The sequence below is a fragment of the uncultured Brachyspira sp. genome (genome assembly GCF_944388875.1).
GTDB lineage: Bacteria > Spirochaetota > Brachyspiria > Brachyspirales > Brachyspiraceae > Brachyspira.
In genome coordinates, this window is record NZ_CALXKQ010000017.1 from 46699 (window position 1) to 63853 (window position 17155).

16 protein-coding genes and 1 tRNA gene are annotated in these 17155 nt (G+C 27.6%); 12 read left to right on the forward strand and 5 right to left on the reverse strand.

The annotated features are described in order from the left end of the window. The first annotated feature begins 26 nt into the window (after window positions 1–26). Both Q0J69_RS10045 and Q0J69_RS10050 read left to right on the forward strand, forming a co-directional pair. Window positions 27–401 carry a YkgJ family cysteine cluster protein gene (locus Q0J69_RS10045; protein ID WP_297206947.1) on the forward strand — a complete coding sequence of 125 codons (375 nt, stop codon included), beginning with the start codon at window positions 27–29 and terminating at the stop codon, window positions 399–401. 76 nt (window positions 402–477) lie between these two features. Then, window positions 478–1929 (forward strand): HD domain-containing protein, encoded by a 1452-nt coding sequence (locus Q0J69_RS10050; protein WP_297206949.1) that lies wholly within the window; start codon window positions 478–480, stop codon window positions 1927–1929. Between the two features lie 17 nt (window positions 1930–1946). Here the strand turns inward: Q0J69_RS10050 and Q0J69_RS10055 are convergent. Together Q0J69_RS10055 and Q0J69_RS10060 are read right to left on the reverse strand one after the other, a co-directional pair. Next, window positions 1947–2019, reverse strand: a tRNA-Thr gene (locus Q0J69_RS10055). 12 nt (window positions 2020–2031) lie between these two features. Continuing rightward, window positions 2032–2643 carry a hypothetical protein gene (locus Q0J69_RS10060; protein ID WP_297206951.1) on the reverse strand — a complete coding sequence of 204 codons (612 nt, stop codon included), beginning with the start codon at window positions 2641–2643 and terminating at the stop codon, window positions 2032–2034. 191 nt (window positions 2644–2834) lie between these two features. Here Q0J69_RS10060 and Q0J69_RS10065 point away from each other — a divergent pair, with 191 nt between their 5' ends. Continuing rightward, entirely contained in the window at window positions 2835–3200 is a 366-nt protein-coding gene (locus tag Q0J69_RS10065) for a heavy metal-associated domain-containing protein (protein WP_297206953.1), read from the forward strand. A gap of 33 nt (window positions 3201–3233) precedes the next feature. Here Q0J69_RS10065 and Q0J69_RS10070 read toward each other — a convergent pair whose 3' ends face one another. Then, on the reverse strand, window positions 3234–5507 hold the full coding sequence (locus Q0J69_RS10070; protein ID WP_297206955.1) for a hypothetical protein: 2274 nt from the start codon (window positions 5505–5507) through the stop codon (window positions 3234–3236). 49 nt (window positions 5508–5556) lie between these two features. Then, entirely contained in the window at window positions 5557–6483 is a 927-nt protein-coding gene (gene xerD, locus Q0J69_RS10075; RefSeq protein WP_297206957.1) for a site-specific tyrosine recombinase XerD, read from the reverse strand. A gap of 239 nt (window positions 6484–6722) precedes the next feature. On the opposite strand from xerD, the gene Q0J69_RS10080 reads away from it, so the two are divergent. After that, complete coding sequence (locus tag Q0J69_RS10080; RefSeq protein WP_297206959.1) at window positions 6723–7709, forward strand: histidinol-phosphate transaminase; 987 nt, start codon at window positions 6723–6725, stop codon at window positions 7707–7709. Window positions 7710–7936: 227 nt separating this feature from the next. Here the strand turns inward: Q0J69_RS10080 and Q0J69_RS10085 are convergent, their stop codons facing one another. After that, a complete protein-coding gene (locus tag Q0J69_RS10085) occupies window positions 7937–9124 on the reverse strand; it encodes a restriction endonuclease subunit S (RefSeq protein ID WP_297206961.1) in 1188 nt (395 codons plus the stop codon). Between the two features lie 153 nt (window positions 9125–9277). On the opposite strand from Q0J69_RS10085, the gene Q0J69_RS10090 reads away from it, so the two are divergent. The 8 genes from Q0J69_RS10090 to Q0J69_RS10125 all read left to right on the forward strand — a co-directional run bounded on the left by Q0J69_RS10090 (window position 9278) and on the right by Q0J69_RS10125 (window position 17021). Continuing rightward, window positions 9278–10363 (forward strand): NAD(P)-dependent alcohol dehydrogenase, encoded by a 1086-nt coding sequence (locus Q0J69_RS10090; protein ID WP_297206963.1) that lies wholly within the window; start codon window positions 9278–9280, stop codon window positions 10361–10363. Between the two features lie 109 nt (window positions 10364–10472). Further along, window positions 10473–11561: a hypothetical protein gene (locus Q0J69_RS10095; protein ID WP_297206965.1), complete on the forward strand. Its 1089-nt coding sequence runs from the start codon at window positions 10473–10475 to the stop codon at window positions 11559–11561. Then, complete coding sequence (locus tag Q0J69_RS10100; protein ID WP_297206969.1) at window positions 11551–11817, forward strand: EscU/YscU/HrcU family type III secretion system export apparatus switch protein; 267 nt, start codon at window positions 11551–11553, stop codon at window positions 11815–11817. The genes Q0J69_RS10095 and Q0J69_RS10100 overlap by 11 nt, the downstream gene beginning before the upstream one ends. Window positions 11818–11821: 4 nt before the next feature. After that, window positions 11822–13060, forward strand: coding sequence for an HD domain-containing phosphohydrolase (locus tag Q0J69_RS10105; RefSeq protein ID WP_297206972.1), 1239 nt, complete (start codon window positions 11822–11824; stop codon window positions 13058–13060). 9 nt (window positions 13061–13069) lie between these two features. After that, the gene (locus Q0J69_RS10110) at window positions 13070–13435 is read left to right on the forward strand and encodes a YraN family protein (RefSeq protein ID WP_297206975.1); all 366 of its coding nucleotides are present in this window, start codon (window positions 13070–13072) and stop codon (window positions 13433–13435) included. 10 nt (window positions 13436–13445) lie between these two features. Further along, window positions 13446–13574, forward strand: a complete 129-nt coding sequence (locus tag Q0J69_RS10115) for a hypothetical protein (RefSeq protein ID WP_297206978.1) — start codon at window positions 13446–13448, stop codon at window positions 13572–13574. Window positions 13575–13602: 28 nt separating this feature from the next. Then, complete coding sequence (locus Q0J69_RS10120; RefSeq protein WP_297206981.1) at window positions 13603–14568, forward strand: KpsF/GutQ family sugar-phosphate isomerase; 966 nt, start codon at window positions 13603–13605, stop codon at window positions 14566–14568. Between the two features lie 68 nt (window positions 14569–14636). After that, window positions 14637–17021 (forward strand): hypothetical protein, encoded by a 2385-nt coding sequence (locus Q0J69_RS10125; RefSeq protein WP_297206984.1) that lies wholly within the window; start codon window positions 14637–14639, stop codon window positions 17019–17021. Window positions 17022–17155: the final 134 nt, after the last annotated feature.

The window sequence follows — 17155 nt, forward strand, 5'->3', positions numbered from 1 at the left end:
ATAAAAATCATATTAGCGATACAAAGATGAAAAGATTTAGTAAAAATAAAAATGCGGTATTAGAGTTCTCATGTACAGGATGCGGTATATGCTGCAGAGAAAAAGGATATGTGTTTTTTAATGATAATGATATAATAAATGCTGCTGAATTTTTAAAAACATCCCCTATGGTATTCATTAATAAATATTTGGAATATGAAGAAAATTATGGATACTACATAAAAATATCTGAAGGAGAAAGCTGTACATTTCTTGACGAAAATAACAGATGCACTATAAACGCTGCTAAACCAAATCAATGTAAGACTTTTCCATATTGGAAAGAATATATGGATAAAAACGGCAATTTAATAGCTGGTAAATTCAATAGACCATGTCCCGGTGTAAAAATAAAAAAATAATATTTTACTTATTTCATTTTTTTTAAAATATTATATAATATATTGTTAATGTATAAAATTTTAGGAAAAATAAATAATGAGTAATGACTTAATTAGTAAATATGATGCTTTATCCGTGAAAGAGATAAAAACCATTAAAGATCAATTAATAGCACATAATATACCTCTGTTTAGACTTGATAAAGAAAAAAATATGATAGCATTTCCAACAGAACAATTAAGCATCATAATAGATAATGATAAATATACAAATTTAAAATTATATATCCCAAAGCATTTCTCAGTATTTATAGAAGAATTTAAATCCATAATTAATGCATCCTCCAATAATCAAAGCGAATCAGATGCTCCTTATGTGTTTAGAACACCAAAAGAATCTGAAAAAGAAATGGGTAAGAGAATATCTGAAATCTCTAAAATGACATATAAGGAAAAAGTTGATACAATAGAAACTTATAATAAAGAACTTAGAGAAATAAAAATAGATGAGCAAATAGGATTAACAAAAAAAGCAGCTCAGCAAATAGTCAATGTAGGAAATGACGTAGGATTAATAGCCAAAGTTACAATGTTTGAAAGCATACAGAAAATTAAAGGCGAGGAAATTACTCAGGAACAGGCTAAGATAGAAAATCAGGAAATAACTGAAACTACTACAAATCTTGTTACTACAATAGTTGATATGCTGGCAAATAATACAGAAACTCAAAAGGTTTTTGATGAACTTAGAAATTATTCTGACGGCGGTGTAATGTCGCATTCAAACAGGGTTTTCATTTCTTATGTTAATTTCATGGCATTCTATAATAACCTTATAAACAGAAGGCATTTAGTTCATAAAATAAGAACTTCATATACTAATAAATATAAAAAATTCTATGAACAAGTTGAGGCTGTATTTAGTAAAGCTGATATAAGAAAAAATCTCTCTACAGTTGAAGATTGTATTGATAAGGGGATAAAGGTTATAGGAGAAAGAGAGATGAATCTTTATGCCGTAGGCTCTCTCCTTCATGACATAGGAAAAGTTAAAGATTTAGATTATTTTGAAGGAGCTACTGGAAGGGATTATGAAAGAATAAAAAAACATTTATTTAACAGCTATGCCCTAGTAAGCCAAACTTCAGAATATCCTTTAGAGGTTATATTGACTGTAGCACTTCATCATGAATATTATGGTTTAGGATATGGTCCTTATCAGCATTTATACGAATTAAAACTCGCTAAACATCCTAATTTTCAAATACAGAGAATAATGACTTATGATGCAAAGGCTATAGATGAATGTGATGCATTTGCTTATTTCCCTGCTAAGATGCTTGAAGTTATAGATGTATACGATGCCTTAATAGACCCTGCACGTAAATACAGAGGCGGAAAAACATTCTCTCCTGAAGAAGCATTAAATATAATGAGAGAAGACTTTATAGAAAAGCATGTTAAATTAGACCCTATATTGTATGATGTGTTTGTTGAGTTTTTAAGCAACTCTATAGAACAGGATTTAATGACATGCAAATTAATATAATTTAATCTAAAAAAATGAGCCAATCATGGGAATCGAACCCACGACCCACGCATTACGAATGCGTTGCTCTGCCAACTGAGCTAGATTGGCTTATAATAAACTTTAATTATTATTATTTGTTGATTGCAATTCTTCTAGTTTAGCCATACCTTCTTTATAAGCAGAAAATACAGTCTGCCAATTAGTAGTTGCTAAAGGAGAAATATATATATCATCATAAGTTTCTTCATTAAACTCGTTTATAAAATTGAATCTTATATTAGTAATTTGACTATTAGCAAAACTATCAAATTCAGCATCATCATTAAATTTATATCTCACCTCTACATCATAAAATCTAACCTTACCCATCATAAAAGGATTATAAATAACTTTCTGTATATTAGATAATTGAACAGTGCTTCCATTATTAAAAGTAAATACTATAGGAGTACCTCTATTTACTGATATATGGGCAGGATACTTATATCTGAACTCTAATGTTATTGTTCTTCCTGCTCTTTTATAGAATCTAAATTTATTATCTCTTAAATATTCGTATGTATCTTTCCATGATGTGTATATATTAATTTTTGAAGTTAATTTATCTCTTTCTGTAAAAAACAATCTGCTTTTTAAAATATCATTGGTTTCATTTGAATTATTCATCTGCTGCGAATACAAAGATGAAAAATATATAAATATAATAAAAAATGAAATTAGTAATTTATTCATTTTATTATTCTCCATAAGTTAATAACATATATATCATTAAGAACGGAATATTAATACTTAAAATTGAAGATAAGTCAATATTTTTTTATAAAAATTATACAATAATATTGACAGCATAGAAATATTTGTTAGAATACTATAACAAATATTTTATATATAAAACTTTAATAAATAAAGGATATTATAATTCAATGGAAAGCATAATAATTATAACAGTAATAATAATAATAGGTGTTACAGCATCATTAAGCTATATAAAGAAAATGAAATCTGGAAGCTGCTGTTCAGGGGAAATAAACTGCCGTATAGAAAAAGTTAAAGTAAAAGATAAAAATAAAAATAATTATCCATACAAGAAAGTATTAAAAATAGGAGGAATGAGCTGTACAAACTGTGCTAGAACAATAGAAAATAATATTAATAAAATTGGAAATGTATATGCTAAAGTTGACTTTGATAAAGAAGAAGCTGAAATACTTATGAAAGAAGATATTGATAATAAAATATTTGAAAATATTATAAAAGAATCAGGATACAGATATTATATAAAAGATTAAAAAAGGAGGCTTTTTAAGCCCCCTTTATAAAAATTAATTATTTACTTTCTTTTCTTCTTCCTCTTTTTTATCTTCATCGCCTTTAGCAACTACAGAAGTTTCTTCCTTCTTAGGTCTTGCTCTCAAAGAGTTTAATAAAGTATAAGCAACAGCCACATTTTCTTCACCAGAAGAAGATGCTACTCTGAAAGCCATAAGAGAAGAATATCTGCTTCTTCCATAAGCATATCTAAATCCTATTTCAATAGTTTCACCAGGGTCAATATCCACTTTTTCACTGTCAAGTACTATTGTAGATAAAGCCTGCGACAAATCAGTTTTAATAGTTACATCATTTTGTCTTTTTGATGTTCTATTAACTATAGTAAGCACTCCTGTTCTATTGCCCTCATTAAGCTTAACAGTAACATTAAATGGGTTTTCAGAATATTTCTCTTCTATTCTTGAAACTATAGAAGCATTAATATTAGCCCATTCTTTTATATTGTTTCCAGAACCTCTGAATTTAGACCATAGCATTCTTGATACATCATGGAAGAATACTCCTCTTATTCTGCTGCTTCTATTAAATTTAGCTTCAGATTCATATACTCTTCTCATATATTCAAGCTCTGGTCTTAAACTTCCATCCTGAAGTCTGTTGTCTATCATATTTCCAACCAATACATTGTACTCGCCTGATAAATACTGAGGCCAAGCAGCAAGCATTCCCACATGCTGAGCACGGTTAGCTTCATATATCATAACTGCATCATAATCTATACCAGCATCAAAGAACATATAAGGGTCTTGTCCATGTTCCTGTCCATGATTCCATCCCAAAGTAAATGCCCATAATTTTTTCTTTATACCAGAATCTTTTATAGCTTTTATTATCAAAGATTCTTTATGTGCTCTAAACCATCTCCATTTCATACCTATTTCTTTTCTGCCTCTATTTACAGCAAGCCAACGCATACGTGCAGCTTTACTCATAGTAGACCAATTAGCTGGTACATAAACACCAGTAAGCTCAACCATCTCATCAACCATTTCATATCCGTCAACTTCGCCTGTACGTATAAAGTCAAGTCCTAAATAAGATATATTAGGGTTGGAATCATATCTTTTTAATATATCTATAATATCCTGAACTCTCTTAGGATCAGCTAAAGATATATGTCTGCTTTCTACCAAACTTTGTGTAGCAGAACTATATCCCACTGATACATCATAACCGCCTTTTCTAGCACCTCCGCCTGCAGCAAAATAACTCATAACATAAGCACCAAGCTCAACATTTCCTTTAGCTCTGCTGTCAGCTAAATTCTCAATATTTTTTATCATAGCTTTAGCCCAAGGCTCTTCAGGAGTTATTCCAGCAGTCCATCCTGTAGTCTGTCCCCCTATAGCCCAGAACATATCGCATTTCATATATCTAATCCAATCGTATATAGCATCATAAGTTGTAAGCTCGCCTGTTTCTACACTAGGTATCTTTTTGGTAGTTAAATCTATAGCATACTCTAAAGTAGCTATTTTCTTAGTTTCTTTAGCAGGAGGGGACTGTCTTCCTTTAACTGTAAAATCTTTTGTATATCCATAAACTCCGTTTTTAGTTTGAACTAAAACTATAGCCTGATATTCACCTAAAACTCCGCCGAAAGGATGCAGATATGTTCCTTTGTACTGAGAGTTTTTAACTTTAAACACATTAATAGGATATCTTTCATCCCCATTTTTTCTAACTATTCTGTCTTTTTTGTATCTTACATAAATACTTATATTTTTTACAACATCTTCAGTATATACTGAAGCATTTATAACTACTGGCTCATACCTAAAAACTGATATTTTAGATAAATCTATTGATACCCTAGGAGCTTCCCTATTTCTAGAATTAAGTATTGCAGCATTGATTGCTTCGCTAAGTTTATCAGCAGCTTTATCTGTGGTATTAGCATTAAATACCATAGCTGGAAGTATATTAGGATTAGGCATTCCAGAACTGAACTCATCATCGCTTAAAAGCAAATCCTGACTTAAATACTGTATATCCTCATCAGCACTTATCTCTTCATCTGTGTAAATATCTTCTAAATCTACAGATAAATCATAATCATATATAGGCTTAGCTGTAACAAGAGAAAGAGAATCAGGATTATACATATCTATCCTATGATTCTTAGGATCATCATTATCAATCTCATAAGTATTATCATTATTATAACTAAGTATGGTCATTCTCTCGCCTATTCCGAAAGTGAGAGAAACGAGTGCTACAGATACGAGCAGTAATATAGTAGTGGCTATTATGCTTTTTTTCATATTGACTTATTTCCAATTTTTTATTTTTATTTTTTATATAAATATGTAATTAAGTGTTTTGTCTAGTATGCTTTGAATGTTTAGGATGCTTGGCTATTTGCTTTTTCAAATGCGAAGAATCCACATGCGTATATATTTCTGTAGTTGTTATATCAGAATGTCCCAGCATTCTTTGAACAGACCTTAAATCTGCACCATGCTGTATAAGATGAGTGGCAAAACTATGTCTTAATGTATGAGGATAAATATTTTTTTCTATGCCGCTTTTTTTCATAGTTTCTTTTACTATTTTCCAAATGCCTACTCTTGAAATCTTATCGCCTCTAAAGTTTAAAAATAATTCACTTGTCTTTTTACCCTTAACCATTATTACCCTGCTGGTTTGTATATATCTTTGCAAAATGTCTAATGCTCTGTCATTAATAGGCACTATTCTCTCTCTTTTCCCCTTACCGCATATTCTCAAATACTTACCTTCAAAAAATATATCGTCAATCTTCAAAGAACAAATTTCACTTACTCTTAAACCAGATGAATACATAAGTTCAAAAATAGCCTTATCTCTTAAACCCTTATCCGTTTTTTCATTATGCACTGACAATAGATCATCCACCTCAGTTGTAGTAAGAGATTCAGGCAGTACTCTTTTTAAGCGTATAACCTCCAAATTATCTGTGGGGTTTTTAGAAAGATAATTTTCCATTACCAAAAATTTATATAGATTAACTATACTAACTTTATTTCTAGCTACAGTTCTGGATTTTGAACCTTGCTCTTTTCTCTCGCTTAGAAATTTCTCAATATCTTTTCTTGTGGCTTTTAAAATTGTCTTTTTATTCCTACTTAAAAAATCAAGATATATAACAATATCTCTTTTATATGATTCCAAAGTATTTGATGATAAGCCTTTTTCTACAGCCTCATAGTTTAAATACATTGATAATATTTCTTGATCTGAAACCTGTTTAACTGACATTGAAATCTGCCTCTTAATTTAAGATATAATATACAAATTAAAGCTGACATTAATATTTAAGGATATTGTCAACTTAAAATCATTATCGACAATATTTACTATTTATTTAAACATAATACATAGCTTGATAAAAATATTACATTAACTAAACATAAAATTTAAAAGTGTAAACTAATTTAAAAATAATCAGATAATAATAACAATAATAATAATTTTGATAATTTATAATTTAATATAAAATGAACAAAAAAATTTTTTTAGATAAAAATGAAAATCCATACAAGCCTTCAAAAAATATTATTAAAGAGCTTGAGAAATTTGATGTAGATTCATTAAAACTCTTTCCTGAATTTATACCAGAAAAATTAGATAAAGAAATGTCTAAATATCTTAATATAGAAAATGAAAATATAATATCTGTTAATGGAATGTATGAAGCATTTACATGTATAATAAGCTCTTATGATAAATATAAAATATTTCTTCAAGAACCTTATAGGGACTTATATACAAGAATATTAGAATACTGCACAATTAATTATGATGTTATAGAAGCTAAAGAAGACTATAATATAAATCTAAAAAAAAATATAAGAAATAAAAGCTCAATCATAATAACAAGCAATCCAAATGCAGAAACTGGAATGTTTATAAATATTAAAGAAATAGAAGAGTTCTTAAAACATTATGAAGGAATATATGTAATAGACGAATCATATATAAACTTTGCAGGAGAAAGTGCAATCAATTTGATTAACAGCTATGATAATTTGATTATAATAAGATCTATAGCACATTCTCATTCTATATCAGGGCTTAATATTAATTTTATAGTTTCAAATAAACAAAATATAGAAAATATGTCAAAATTAAGACAAAAATATGGAATTAATAAAATATCAGAAACAATAGCAATAGCAGCTTTAAAAGATAAAGAAACATCATATAAAAACATATTTAATATAGTATTAGAGAGAAACAGATTAGATACTATATTAAGCAAGGAAGGGTTTATCGTAATACCCTCTAGGGCTAATTTTCTTTTGATAAAGCATGTAAACAAAAATTCAGATTTTATATATGAAGAATTATTAAAGAGAAATATATTCGTAAAAAAATATAATAATGAAAGCATACTTGCAGACTTTCTAAGAGTTACAATATCATCGCCTAAAATAAATAATATTTTTATAAGCGAGTTAAAAGAAATAATAAATCTTCAATAACTTATGCTATACAAAAAACTGTTTTACTATATCTTACAGATACACTTCGCAGTAATATATAATATTAAGTCATAAGATTTATTACTATTCATTACACAGTGAAATAAAACATTAAAAGATAAACCCAGAACTAAAAAGAAAACAAAAAGAAACTAAAGAAATCAAAAACTAAAAAGCTAACCCATACCCAAAGAGCTAACAAAAATAAATAATAAAAAGAAAAGAACTTAAACCCTCACCTCACCCGTAAGAAGCCTCTGCATAATACCTTTCTTCTGAAGTTTGCGTAATTCTAACTGCTTTTTGAGATTATCAATTTCAGCGTCTATAGTAGAAATCAGTTCAGATATTCTTTTTTGTTCTTCTAGATTAGGAACTTTTATTTTAATAGATAAAAAATTTTCAGGACTAACTGATTTTCTTTCATAAACAGTACCCTTTTCATATCTTCTGACATTATGAATAAAAGATTTAGATTTAAAAATATAAGTAAAAAAATCTGCATCAAATTCTTTATTTACTTCAAAAGTAACATATATAGGTGAAAATATACCTTCTCCATAATTATTCTTACATATAACGCCAAATTTTAAATTAGCTGGATTATAACAAATATCATTTATTTTAGTAATTTTATATTGTTTATTTTTATCTTTCACTAAAAAATCTCTTTCATATCTTTCTGTTTTTGGTATAATACCGTCTTTAGTTAAAGAAACATGCTCTAAACTTCCATCTTTAGATTGATAAATTTTTCTTTCTTTTAGAACTTCATATAAAAATATATCTTTCCACTCATCAGTAAAACCGTTAAATCTAACCTTACCAGTTAAAACCCTTTGCATCACTCCTTTCTTGTAAAGTTCTTTTTTTTCTATAAGTTTAGCAAGGTTTTCTATTATGTCATCGCATAATGAAAGTATATCGGCTATGCGTTTTTGTTCATCTATTGGAGGTAATGTAACCATTAACTTTTCTAATGATGAAGCGTATACATGTACAACAGTATGTCCCTGTCCCATTATACTAATTTCTTTTCTGCATCTGCCAAAATTCAATATATAACATAAAAATAAACTATTTAAATCAATATTTGGTCTAAAAATTATAATATCTCCTCCAGCTAATACTTTGTAATCATCTAAAAAAGCAGCAGACTTTCCTATCTCTTCCGCTGTTTCGCCAGAACCTGCAAATAATATATCTCCTCTTTTTAATTCTGTGCCTTTTGAATTTGTATAAGATGAAATATTTTTTATTATAAAATCATATTTTGTATATATATCTCCATATCTTACAGCTGGTACCCCAGTATCAGATAAATCTTTTTTAGATATTCCAGAACCTCTTAAAAAATAACCTATATCCTTTAATTGAAATTCCCGCCAGCCGCTTGGTAATTTGACATCTTTCATAAAAGACCTTGACATTAATTAATTACAAAATAAAAAACAGTATATTGCATTTTTAATATTTATTCAAGTTCAGAAAAAAATTATATAAAACTATTGACATTGGAGTGTACTTCAATGTTATAATACTGTTATATTTTTTAAGGAGTTTTTATAATGCTGCTAGATAATAATTTGGAAGAAGCTAATTCTGGAAAAAGAATCAATGCAAAAGGATACGCAGTTCACAGCAAAACAGATACATTCAAGCCATTTGAGTTTTCAAGACATTCTATGGGTGATAATGATATACTTATAGAAATAATGTATGCTGGTATTTGTCATAGTGATATACACTCGGCAAGAAGTGAATGGCATGAAGGCATATATCCTATGGTGCCTGGACATGAAATTGCTGGAAAAGTTGTAGCTGTTGGTAAGAATGTTACTAAATTCAAAATAGGTGATTATGCAGGCGTAGGCTGTATGGTAAACTCATGCGGAGAATGTGAAGCATGTAAAAAAAGCCATGAACAATTCTGCGAAAGAGGACAAACTGTACTAACTTATGACTGTAAAGATCATTTTCATAATGATGAGCCTACTTACGGCGGATATTCAAACAACATAGTAGTAAGCGAGAAATTCGCTATTACTGTACCAAAAGATGCCCCAATGGAAAAAGTAGCCCCTCTTTTATGTGCTGGTATTACAACTTATTCGCCTTTAAAATTCTCTGAAGTTAAAAAAGGCGATATAGTAGGAGTTGCTGGCTTTGGAGGACTAGGCTCTATGGCAGTTAAATATGCTGTTAATATGGGAGCAGAAGTTTATGTATTTGCCCGCAATGACAAAAAGAAAAAAGAAGCATTAGAGATGGGAGCTAAAGATTTATTTACTTCCACAAAAGATGTTAAAATACGTTTTGATTTAATAATATCTACAATACCTACTGGATATGATGTTAATAATTATGTAGATTTGCTTAAATACGGCGGAGAGATGGCTATTGTGGGACTTCCTCCTGCTGAACTTAAACAAAGTATAGATTTGGCAAGATTAATATTCTCAGGCGGAAAAAAAGTTTATGGTTCTATGATAGGAGGAATTAAAGAAACTCAGGAGATGCTTGACTTCTCTCTTAAGCATAAGATATACCCAGAAACAGAAATAATATCTGCAAACCAAATAGATGAAGCATACAATAAACTTACTAATGGACAAGCAAAGTTCAGATATGTAATAGATATGAAAACATTATAATTTTTATTCATTAGTTTTTCTTAATAAAATAAAGCAGTAGGCATTATACCCTATTGCTTTATATTTTATAGTATTAACAAAATAATAAAAACATATATAATATAAATATATGATTAATGTAAATAATAAATATTTAAATATTCTTTCTAATAAGAATCAAACCCAAATAAAAGATGGAGATATAGTAAGATATTCTGTAATGCGTAAATTAGATTCTGATAAAGCATTAATAAATGTTATGGGAAATAAGGTTATAGCATTATTTAAAAATGGAATCACAGAAAAAGGTTTTGCTTTGGTATCTAAAAAAAATGGAGAGATAACGCTTACTATATTAAAAGATGCCAAAAGCATTAAAGAAGCCAGAGAAAATATAAACAGTCAGAAAAATGCTGATTTAATAGTTAACATAAATACAGAAAAATCAGAAACGGCTTTATTATTGTCCCAAAGAGGTATAAAGCCTAGCTATGAAAATATAAAATACTTTGAAACAATATTAAAATATATTCCAGACTTGGATATTAACAAAAAAAAGTTTATATTAAATGCAATGTCTAATGGAGTATATTTAACGGTAGAAGAAATAAACACTTTAGGAAATATTTTTAAAAAATTTGATGAGATTATAAGCGTTATAAAAAACTCTAACAAAAATAGCGAAACAGCCGAAATATTACTAATGCTTGCTGATAAGGTTTTGCAGCAAAATAATAAAGAAAAATTGGACAACTATATATCTACAAATGCTAATTTTGATGTATGGTTTATGCTCTTTGATATGCTTCATGGTGAATTATCTTCTGATAGTTCTAATATGCTGAAACTGCTTTTGAAAATACTTTCTGCAAATAAGAGAAATAGAAGTTTAAAAGAGTCTTCATTCATGCTGCCTATACCATTTGTAATAGAAGGAGAAATAAAAGAGGTATTGCTTTACATCAACAGAAACGAAGAGAAAAGAACAAATAAACAATTTACTTTTATAGCTTATGATAACGGCAAAGAGTTATGTCAAATATCAATATCTAAAAACGGCAATGATGATAAGTATTTGATAAGTATTCATTTTTTTGATAAAAAGCTATATAATAAATGCAATGATATAAAAGAACGTATAGAAAGCGATTTAAATAATTTTAAAGATATAAAATTGGAAATAAATTATATTAATGGTGTAAAGACAAATGAAGAATAGTAAAAATATTGAAAATGCTGTGGCTCTTTTATATAATAGAGAAATACATCATGCCCCTGTTGTTATATCTAAAGGCAGTAATTTCTTAGCTAAAAGAATGGTTGATATAGCAAAAAAACATAAGGTGCCTGTTGTTTCAGATGAGGAAACTGCTAATAGTTTAATGCATTTAGATATAGGAGAGGAGATACCTTATTCACTTTATGAGGCTGTGAGTATTATATTAAGACATATATATAAATTAAAGGCAGAATAAAACGATGGGAAATTTAAATACTATAAAAACACAGGATATAAAAACTAAAGCTGAAAAAAAAGATGTTTATTTAGATAATGATTTTCTTGCGATTACTGGATATATAGCAATCAAAGATGAAGATATTAAAAGACTTAATAAATGGAATATAGAAGAGGTATATGTTGAAGATACAGCTTCTATAACTATTGATACCAAATCGGCTGCCGACTTTAATAAATTTATAAGAGAATATAAAGTATTTAAAAAAATATATTTAAACATAATCAAAAAAGTAAAAAATTCACTAGGTAATTATAAAAATAATAACATAGTAAATATCAATGAACTTAATGAAATTATAGATGAAATATTAGATATTATGAACAGAAATTTAAATAGCGTATTGCAGCTTTTTAATTTAGGCGGTTTGCCTAAAGCTGATGAATATTATGTAAGATCTTTAAATGTTTCTATGATATCAATGATTATCGGGCGTTCTATGAAATTTGCTGAAAGCAGAGTAAAAAGGCTTGGGGTTGGAGCTATGCTTTATGATATAGGATTAACTAAAGTGCCTGATAAAATTTTGGGAAAAATAGGAAAGTTCACAACAGATGAATATAATGAAATAAAAAAACATACCGTTTACGGCTATAAAATAATGAAAAACAGTTTCAGATTCGATGATGAGGTAGCTATGATATCGCTTGCACATCATGAATATTTTAACGGCAAAGGATATCCTAGAGGACTTGCAGGAAATCAAATACACATGTATGCAAAAATTGTAGCCATTGCACATGCTGTAGAAAAAATGTTAAAAAATAACAGGCTGGAAACTCATAAGCAAAAAAATCATGAACATAAATCTACTTTCAATTTAATGCTTGAACAAAGTTCTGAAAATAAAAAGAAAGATGTATTTTTATCCGATGCAGTTAGAGAAATTATACATGGTGCTAATACAAAATATGATCCTAATATATCAAAAACTTTTGTAAGCATATTCACAGTTTATCCTATAGGATGCGTTATAATTTTAAATGATAAAAGGAAAGGATTGGTTTTTGCAACAAATCCTAATTTCCCTATCAGACCTATAATAAAAATAGTATCTAATGAAAATGGAGAGTTCATAGATGACGGAGAAACCATCAATTTATTAGAAACTAATAAATTATTTATAGTTGCTGTTGATAAAGACCATAATTTTTTAGAGGAGGTAAAGACAAAAATATTCAGCACTGAAGAAAAAAAGTAATATTAAAAAATGGCTAATAAAAAAACTATAGGCAATCTAGGAGAGGATATTGCCTTGAAATATCTCGAGGATATAGGTTTTACTCTATTAGAAAGAAATTATAGAGCTAAAAATACTAGAGGAGAGATAGATTTAATAATGACAAAAGGAGTTGTTATTGTGTTTATAGAAGTAAAATATCGAAGACAGGGAAGTTTTGGATATGCAGCTTACTCAATATCTGAGCGAAAAAAGAAAAAGCTCTATAATACAGCTGAAGAATACTTAATTTCTAAAGGATTAGGTTTTAATCAAAAATGTTCCTTTGGGGCAGTTTTAATAGACGATACCCACTATAAAAGAGAAATATCATATATAGAAGATATATTTATTTAGGGGTATCATTATGAAAACAGCAGTAAAAATTAATCCTGAAAAAATAGACCTATATAAAAAAAAGTTAAAAGATGAAAAATACATCAATAAGGCTATAGAAAGATTGGCAGAACACTTAATAAGTAAGGTTATAGATTAAAAATATAAAAGGTAAACAAAAAATTAGTATGAATATAATAGAACGCGGAAAAACTACTCTTTTACTGGAAAGCGAAAATCTTAAAAAATTATCAGACAATTTAGACTGTAATTTTGAGAATGCTGTAAAAGAGTTATATCAAATAAGCGGCAGAGTAATAACTTCCGGAGTTGGCAAAAGCGGACATATTGCAAGAAAAGCAGCAGCCACTTTTGCCTCTACTGGAACACCGAGTTTTTTCGTTGATCCTAATGAATGTATGCATGGGGATTTTGGAATGATTACAAAATCAGACTGCTGCATATTATATTCTAAAGGCGGAGAATCAAGAGAAATTATAGAGCTTGTTAATTGGTTATGCAGACAGAATATACCATACATAGCAATCACAAATGAAATAAATTCTACTCTGTCAAAAAATGCAAAAATTACATTGCTTACTTATGTAAAAGAAGAAGCCTGCCCTCTAAAACTTGCCCCTACAGTAAGTACTACAGCATCTTTAGCTTTATCAGATGCATTGGCTACAGCTTTAATGGAATTAAGAGGCTTTAAAGCTGAAGACTTTGCTGTATTTCACCCTGGCGGAAGTTTGGGAAGACAGCTTGCAAGAGTTAAATCTATTATGCATACTGAAAATCTGCCTATAGTTAATCTTAAAACTACATTACAAGAAGCATTATTTAAAATAATAGAATGCAAATTGGGAATAGCTATAGTTGTAGATGATAATAATATACTAAAAGGTGTAATTGTAGACGGAGATTTAAAAAGGCTGCTTGTTAAAGATAATAACATACAAAACATATTATCTGAAGAAGTTCAAAATATTATGAATACTTCCCCTAAATTTATTTATGAAGATACTCTAATCGGAGAAGCCTTACATATGATGGAAGGAAAAATAACAAATCTTATAGTAGTTGAAGAAAATACTAATAAACCTATCGGAATAGTTCATATACATGATATATTAAAAATAAAGGCTTTTTAATATATTATTACTTTAATTAAAAATACTTGTTATTATAATAATAAACTTATAAAAATAAAAATAACAAGATGAAGCAAAGAAAAAAAACATTTATATTATCATATTTGGCATTTATAATTATAATTTTCTTTATTATTTCAATTTTAATTATACTTGGAAATATTCAAAGAATAGGATATTTATCTAATTTTAATCATATACTTGAAAATAAATACTATTTTAGACTTGAGTTTGAAAGCAATATATTTAAAAACAATAAAATATATACAGTTTGTCCAAATACTAATGAAATGCCTAAAAATGTTACTAATATAAGATGGGCTGGTACATATTATGGTAATTTAGTTCTTGATGACAATAGCATACAGTTAAATAAAAATGATAAAATAGAAGACATAAAATATAAATTAAAAATAAAAAAGGATGTTATCTTTTTTGTACTATTTATTATAATACTTTTTCCAATACTTTATTTTTATATAATACCAAACATTTTTCACAATTATAAAATGTATATATTATTTTTTATAATCAATTCTGTTCTTTATGTTTCTGTTATAAAGTTCATTATGCCTTCCTTTTCAATGATACATCTAAAATTTAATATATATGATTTTTTATATTCTTATATTTTTGTAATGACTGCATATAATCTGCTTGCATATAATCCATTAAATAAAAACTTTAAAAATATAAAAATATTATTGACTGCCCTATTTTGCATAATATCAATATTTTCTTTTTTTGTAATAGAAATTATCAGCCTAACAGTTCTTAATATGGTTATATTATTTTCTGACATGCCTAATCTTTATGCTTCTCTTATTACAGTACTTCCAATGTATTTGAAAATAATAACAATAACTGTAAGCATAATTTATTTTTCTTCTTTAATAATTTTTATATCATTATTTATTTTTAATATATACAAAATGTTCAGAGAAAAAAGTAAAATATCATCATTAGTTATGACAGCTTCTATAATGTTTATAATATTCATTTTATTTTTTAAGCCTAAAAATATAGATATATGGAGTATAGATTTTCTGCGTAATGCTGAGAGAAATGGTATAATGAACACTATAAATTACAGAATAAATTATGACAGATTAAATAATATAAAGCCAAGCAAGGAATTAGTATTAGAATCAATTAATTTATTAAAAGAATATGAGGCAAAAAGAGATATAGAAACTCTATATTTAAAATCTACAAAGAATATTTTTAATAAAATAAATAATTTGGAAAATAACATACATTCAATTTTAATTAATGCCTCAAACAAAAATACAAATTTTATTTATAATAACGAAAAAATAGATTATGATTATATTGAAAAATTAAAAAATAATTATTCAGATGTATACAGCAATATATCAAGTGATTTAGAAAAAATAGAAGATTTAAATAATAGTTTTAAAAGAGATGTATATTTAATATTTTTGGAATCATTTTATGATTATTCTCATTTCTCAAAATTATTTGAAAAAGACCCTTTCACAAAAGAATATAGAAAATGGGCTAATAATTCAAGAAAAATAGCTCCTAATGTAAACAATGGAAGTTTTTATGCAAGACTTTCGGGACTTACTGCATCCTCTCCGCTTTATCCTAAAACTCAGTCTGAAAAAATAGAAAATACTCTTCCAGACTTACTCTCAAAAAACGGATACTATACTATAGCTTTGGAAGAAGCATTAAATACATACAATTTAAAAACATTCTACCCTTCTATAGGTTTTAAATCTCAAATATTCGGACTTGGAACTACAAATATAAATACTTATTTAAGTACAAATATTGACAATTTGGAAAGTCCTGTATTTGCTGCTGGATTTACTATATTGGGACATACTGACTCACATTTATCAAATGATTTAAATATAGCAGAAAATAATAAAAAGTTTTTAGAATACTTTGAAGGAAATGATAAACTTCATATAATGGAAACACTTGATAATTCAGCTATGACAGCCATTGAAATAATAAAGATAAGAGATACAATTTTAAAAACTTCTCCTAATGCCATTATAATATTTAAGCATGATCATCTTTACCCTTATTTGAAAGCAATAATACAGCGTTCAAGTATAGATGAAAAAATAAAAACTAACTTTTTAAATGATTATAAACCTTCGCCTATACTTATTTGGGATGGTACTAATGGGGCATATAAAGCTCCTGATAATTTTGTACCAGAAAATATACCTATGTTTATAGCTTTAAATGCTGGCGTTACTAATTATAAAAATAGTATTATATCTTTGCTTTATAAAGAAGAGATAAACGGATTTATAAGTACTTATCATAAATATTATAAAGTTACAAATGATACTCTAATATCGGAAAATAATATCAGTAAAGATTCTGAAATATTCAAATACGAAAATGCCCAGAGAATATTATCACAGGATATTTTTCAAGGCAAAAAGCATTATTATGATATCAAATAAATAATTTGACTATATATTTATTTATGGTATAATGTAAGAATTGGTAGGTTTAATTATGCAACAAGCAACAAGCAACAAGCAACAAGCAACAAGCAACAAGCAACAAGCAACAAGCAACAAGCAACAAGCAACAA

What these genes read in the sequence shown, in the direction of transcription:
- Q0J69_RS10050 (WP_297206949.1), top strand. Translation starts at nt 478, where the DNA reads ATGAGTAATGACTTAATTAGTAAATATGATGCTTTATCCGTGAAAGAG.
- Q0J69_RS10120 (WP_297206981.1), top strand. Translation starts at nt 13,603, where the DNA reads ATGAATATAATAGAACGCGGAAAAACTACTCTTTTACTGGAAAGCGAA.
- Q0J69_RS10095 (WP_297206965.1), top strand. Translation starts at nt 10,473, where the DNA reads ATGATTAATGTAAATAATAAATATTTAAATATTCTTTCTAATAAGAAT.
- Q0J69_RS10060 (WP_297206951.1), bottom strand. Translation starts at nt 2,643, where the DNA reads ATGAATAAATTACTAATTTCATTTTTTATTATATTTATATATTTTTCA.
- xerD (WP_297206957.1), bottom strand. Translation starts at nt 6,483, where the DNA reads ATGTCAGTTAAACAGGTTTCAGATCAAGAAATATTATCAATGTATTTA.
- Q0J69_RS10070 (WP_297206955.1), bottom strand. Translation starts at nt 5,507, where the DNA reads ATGAAAAAAAGCATAATAGCCACTACTATATTACTGCTCGTATCTGTA.
- Q0J69_RS10080 (WP_297206959.1), top strand. Translation starts at nt 6,723, where the DNA reads ATGAACAAAAAAATTTTTTTAGATAAAAATGAAAATCCATACAAGCCT.
- Q0J69_RS10065 (WP_297206953.1), top strand. Translation starts at nt 2,835, where the DNA reads ATGGAAAGCATAATAATTATAACAGTAATAATAATAATAGGTGTTACA.
- Q0J69_RS10100 (WP_297206969.1), top strand. Translation starts at nt 11,551, where the DNA reads ATGAAGAATAGTAAAAATATTGAAAATGCTGTGGCTCTTTTATATAAT.
- Q0J69_RS10110 (WP_297206975.1), top strand. Translation starts at nt 13,070, where the DNA reads ATGGCTAATAAAAAAACTATAGGCAATCTAGGAGAGGATATTGCCTTG.
- Q0J69_RS10125 (WP_297206984.1), top strand. Translation starts at nt 14,637, where the DNA reads ATGAAGCAAAGAAAAAAAACATTTATATTATCATATTTGGCATTTATA.
- Q0J69_RS10085 (WP_297206961.1), bottom strand. Translation starts at nt 9,124, where the DNA reads ATGAAAGATGTCAAATTACCAAGCGGCTGGCGGGAATTTCAATTAAAG.
- Q0J69_RS10105 (WP_297206972.1), top strand. Translation starts at nt 11,822, where the DNA reads ATGGGAAATTTAAATACTATAAAAACACAGGATATAAAAACTAAAGCT.
- Q0J69_RS10115 (WP_297206978.1), top strand. Translation starts at nt 13,446, where the DNA reads ATGAAAACAGCAGTAAAAATTAATCCTGAAAAAATAGACCTATATAAA.
- Q0J69_RS10045 (WP_297206947.1), top strand. Translation starts at nt 27, where the DNA reads ATGAAAAGATTTAGTAAAAATAAAAATGCGGTATTAGAGTTCTCATGT.
- Q0J69_RS10090 (WP_297206963.1), top strand. Translation starts at nt 9,278, where the DNA reads ATGCTGCTAGATAATAATTTGGAAGAAGCTAATTCTGGAAAAAGAATC.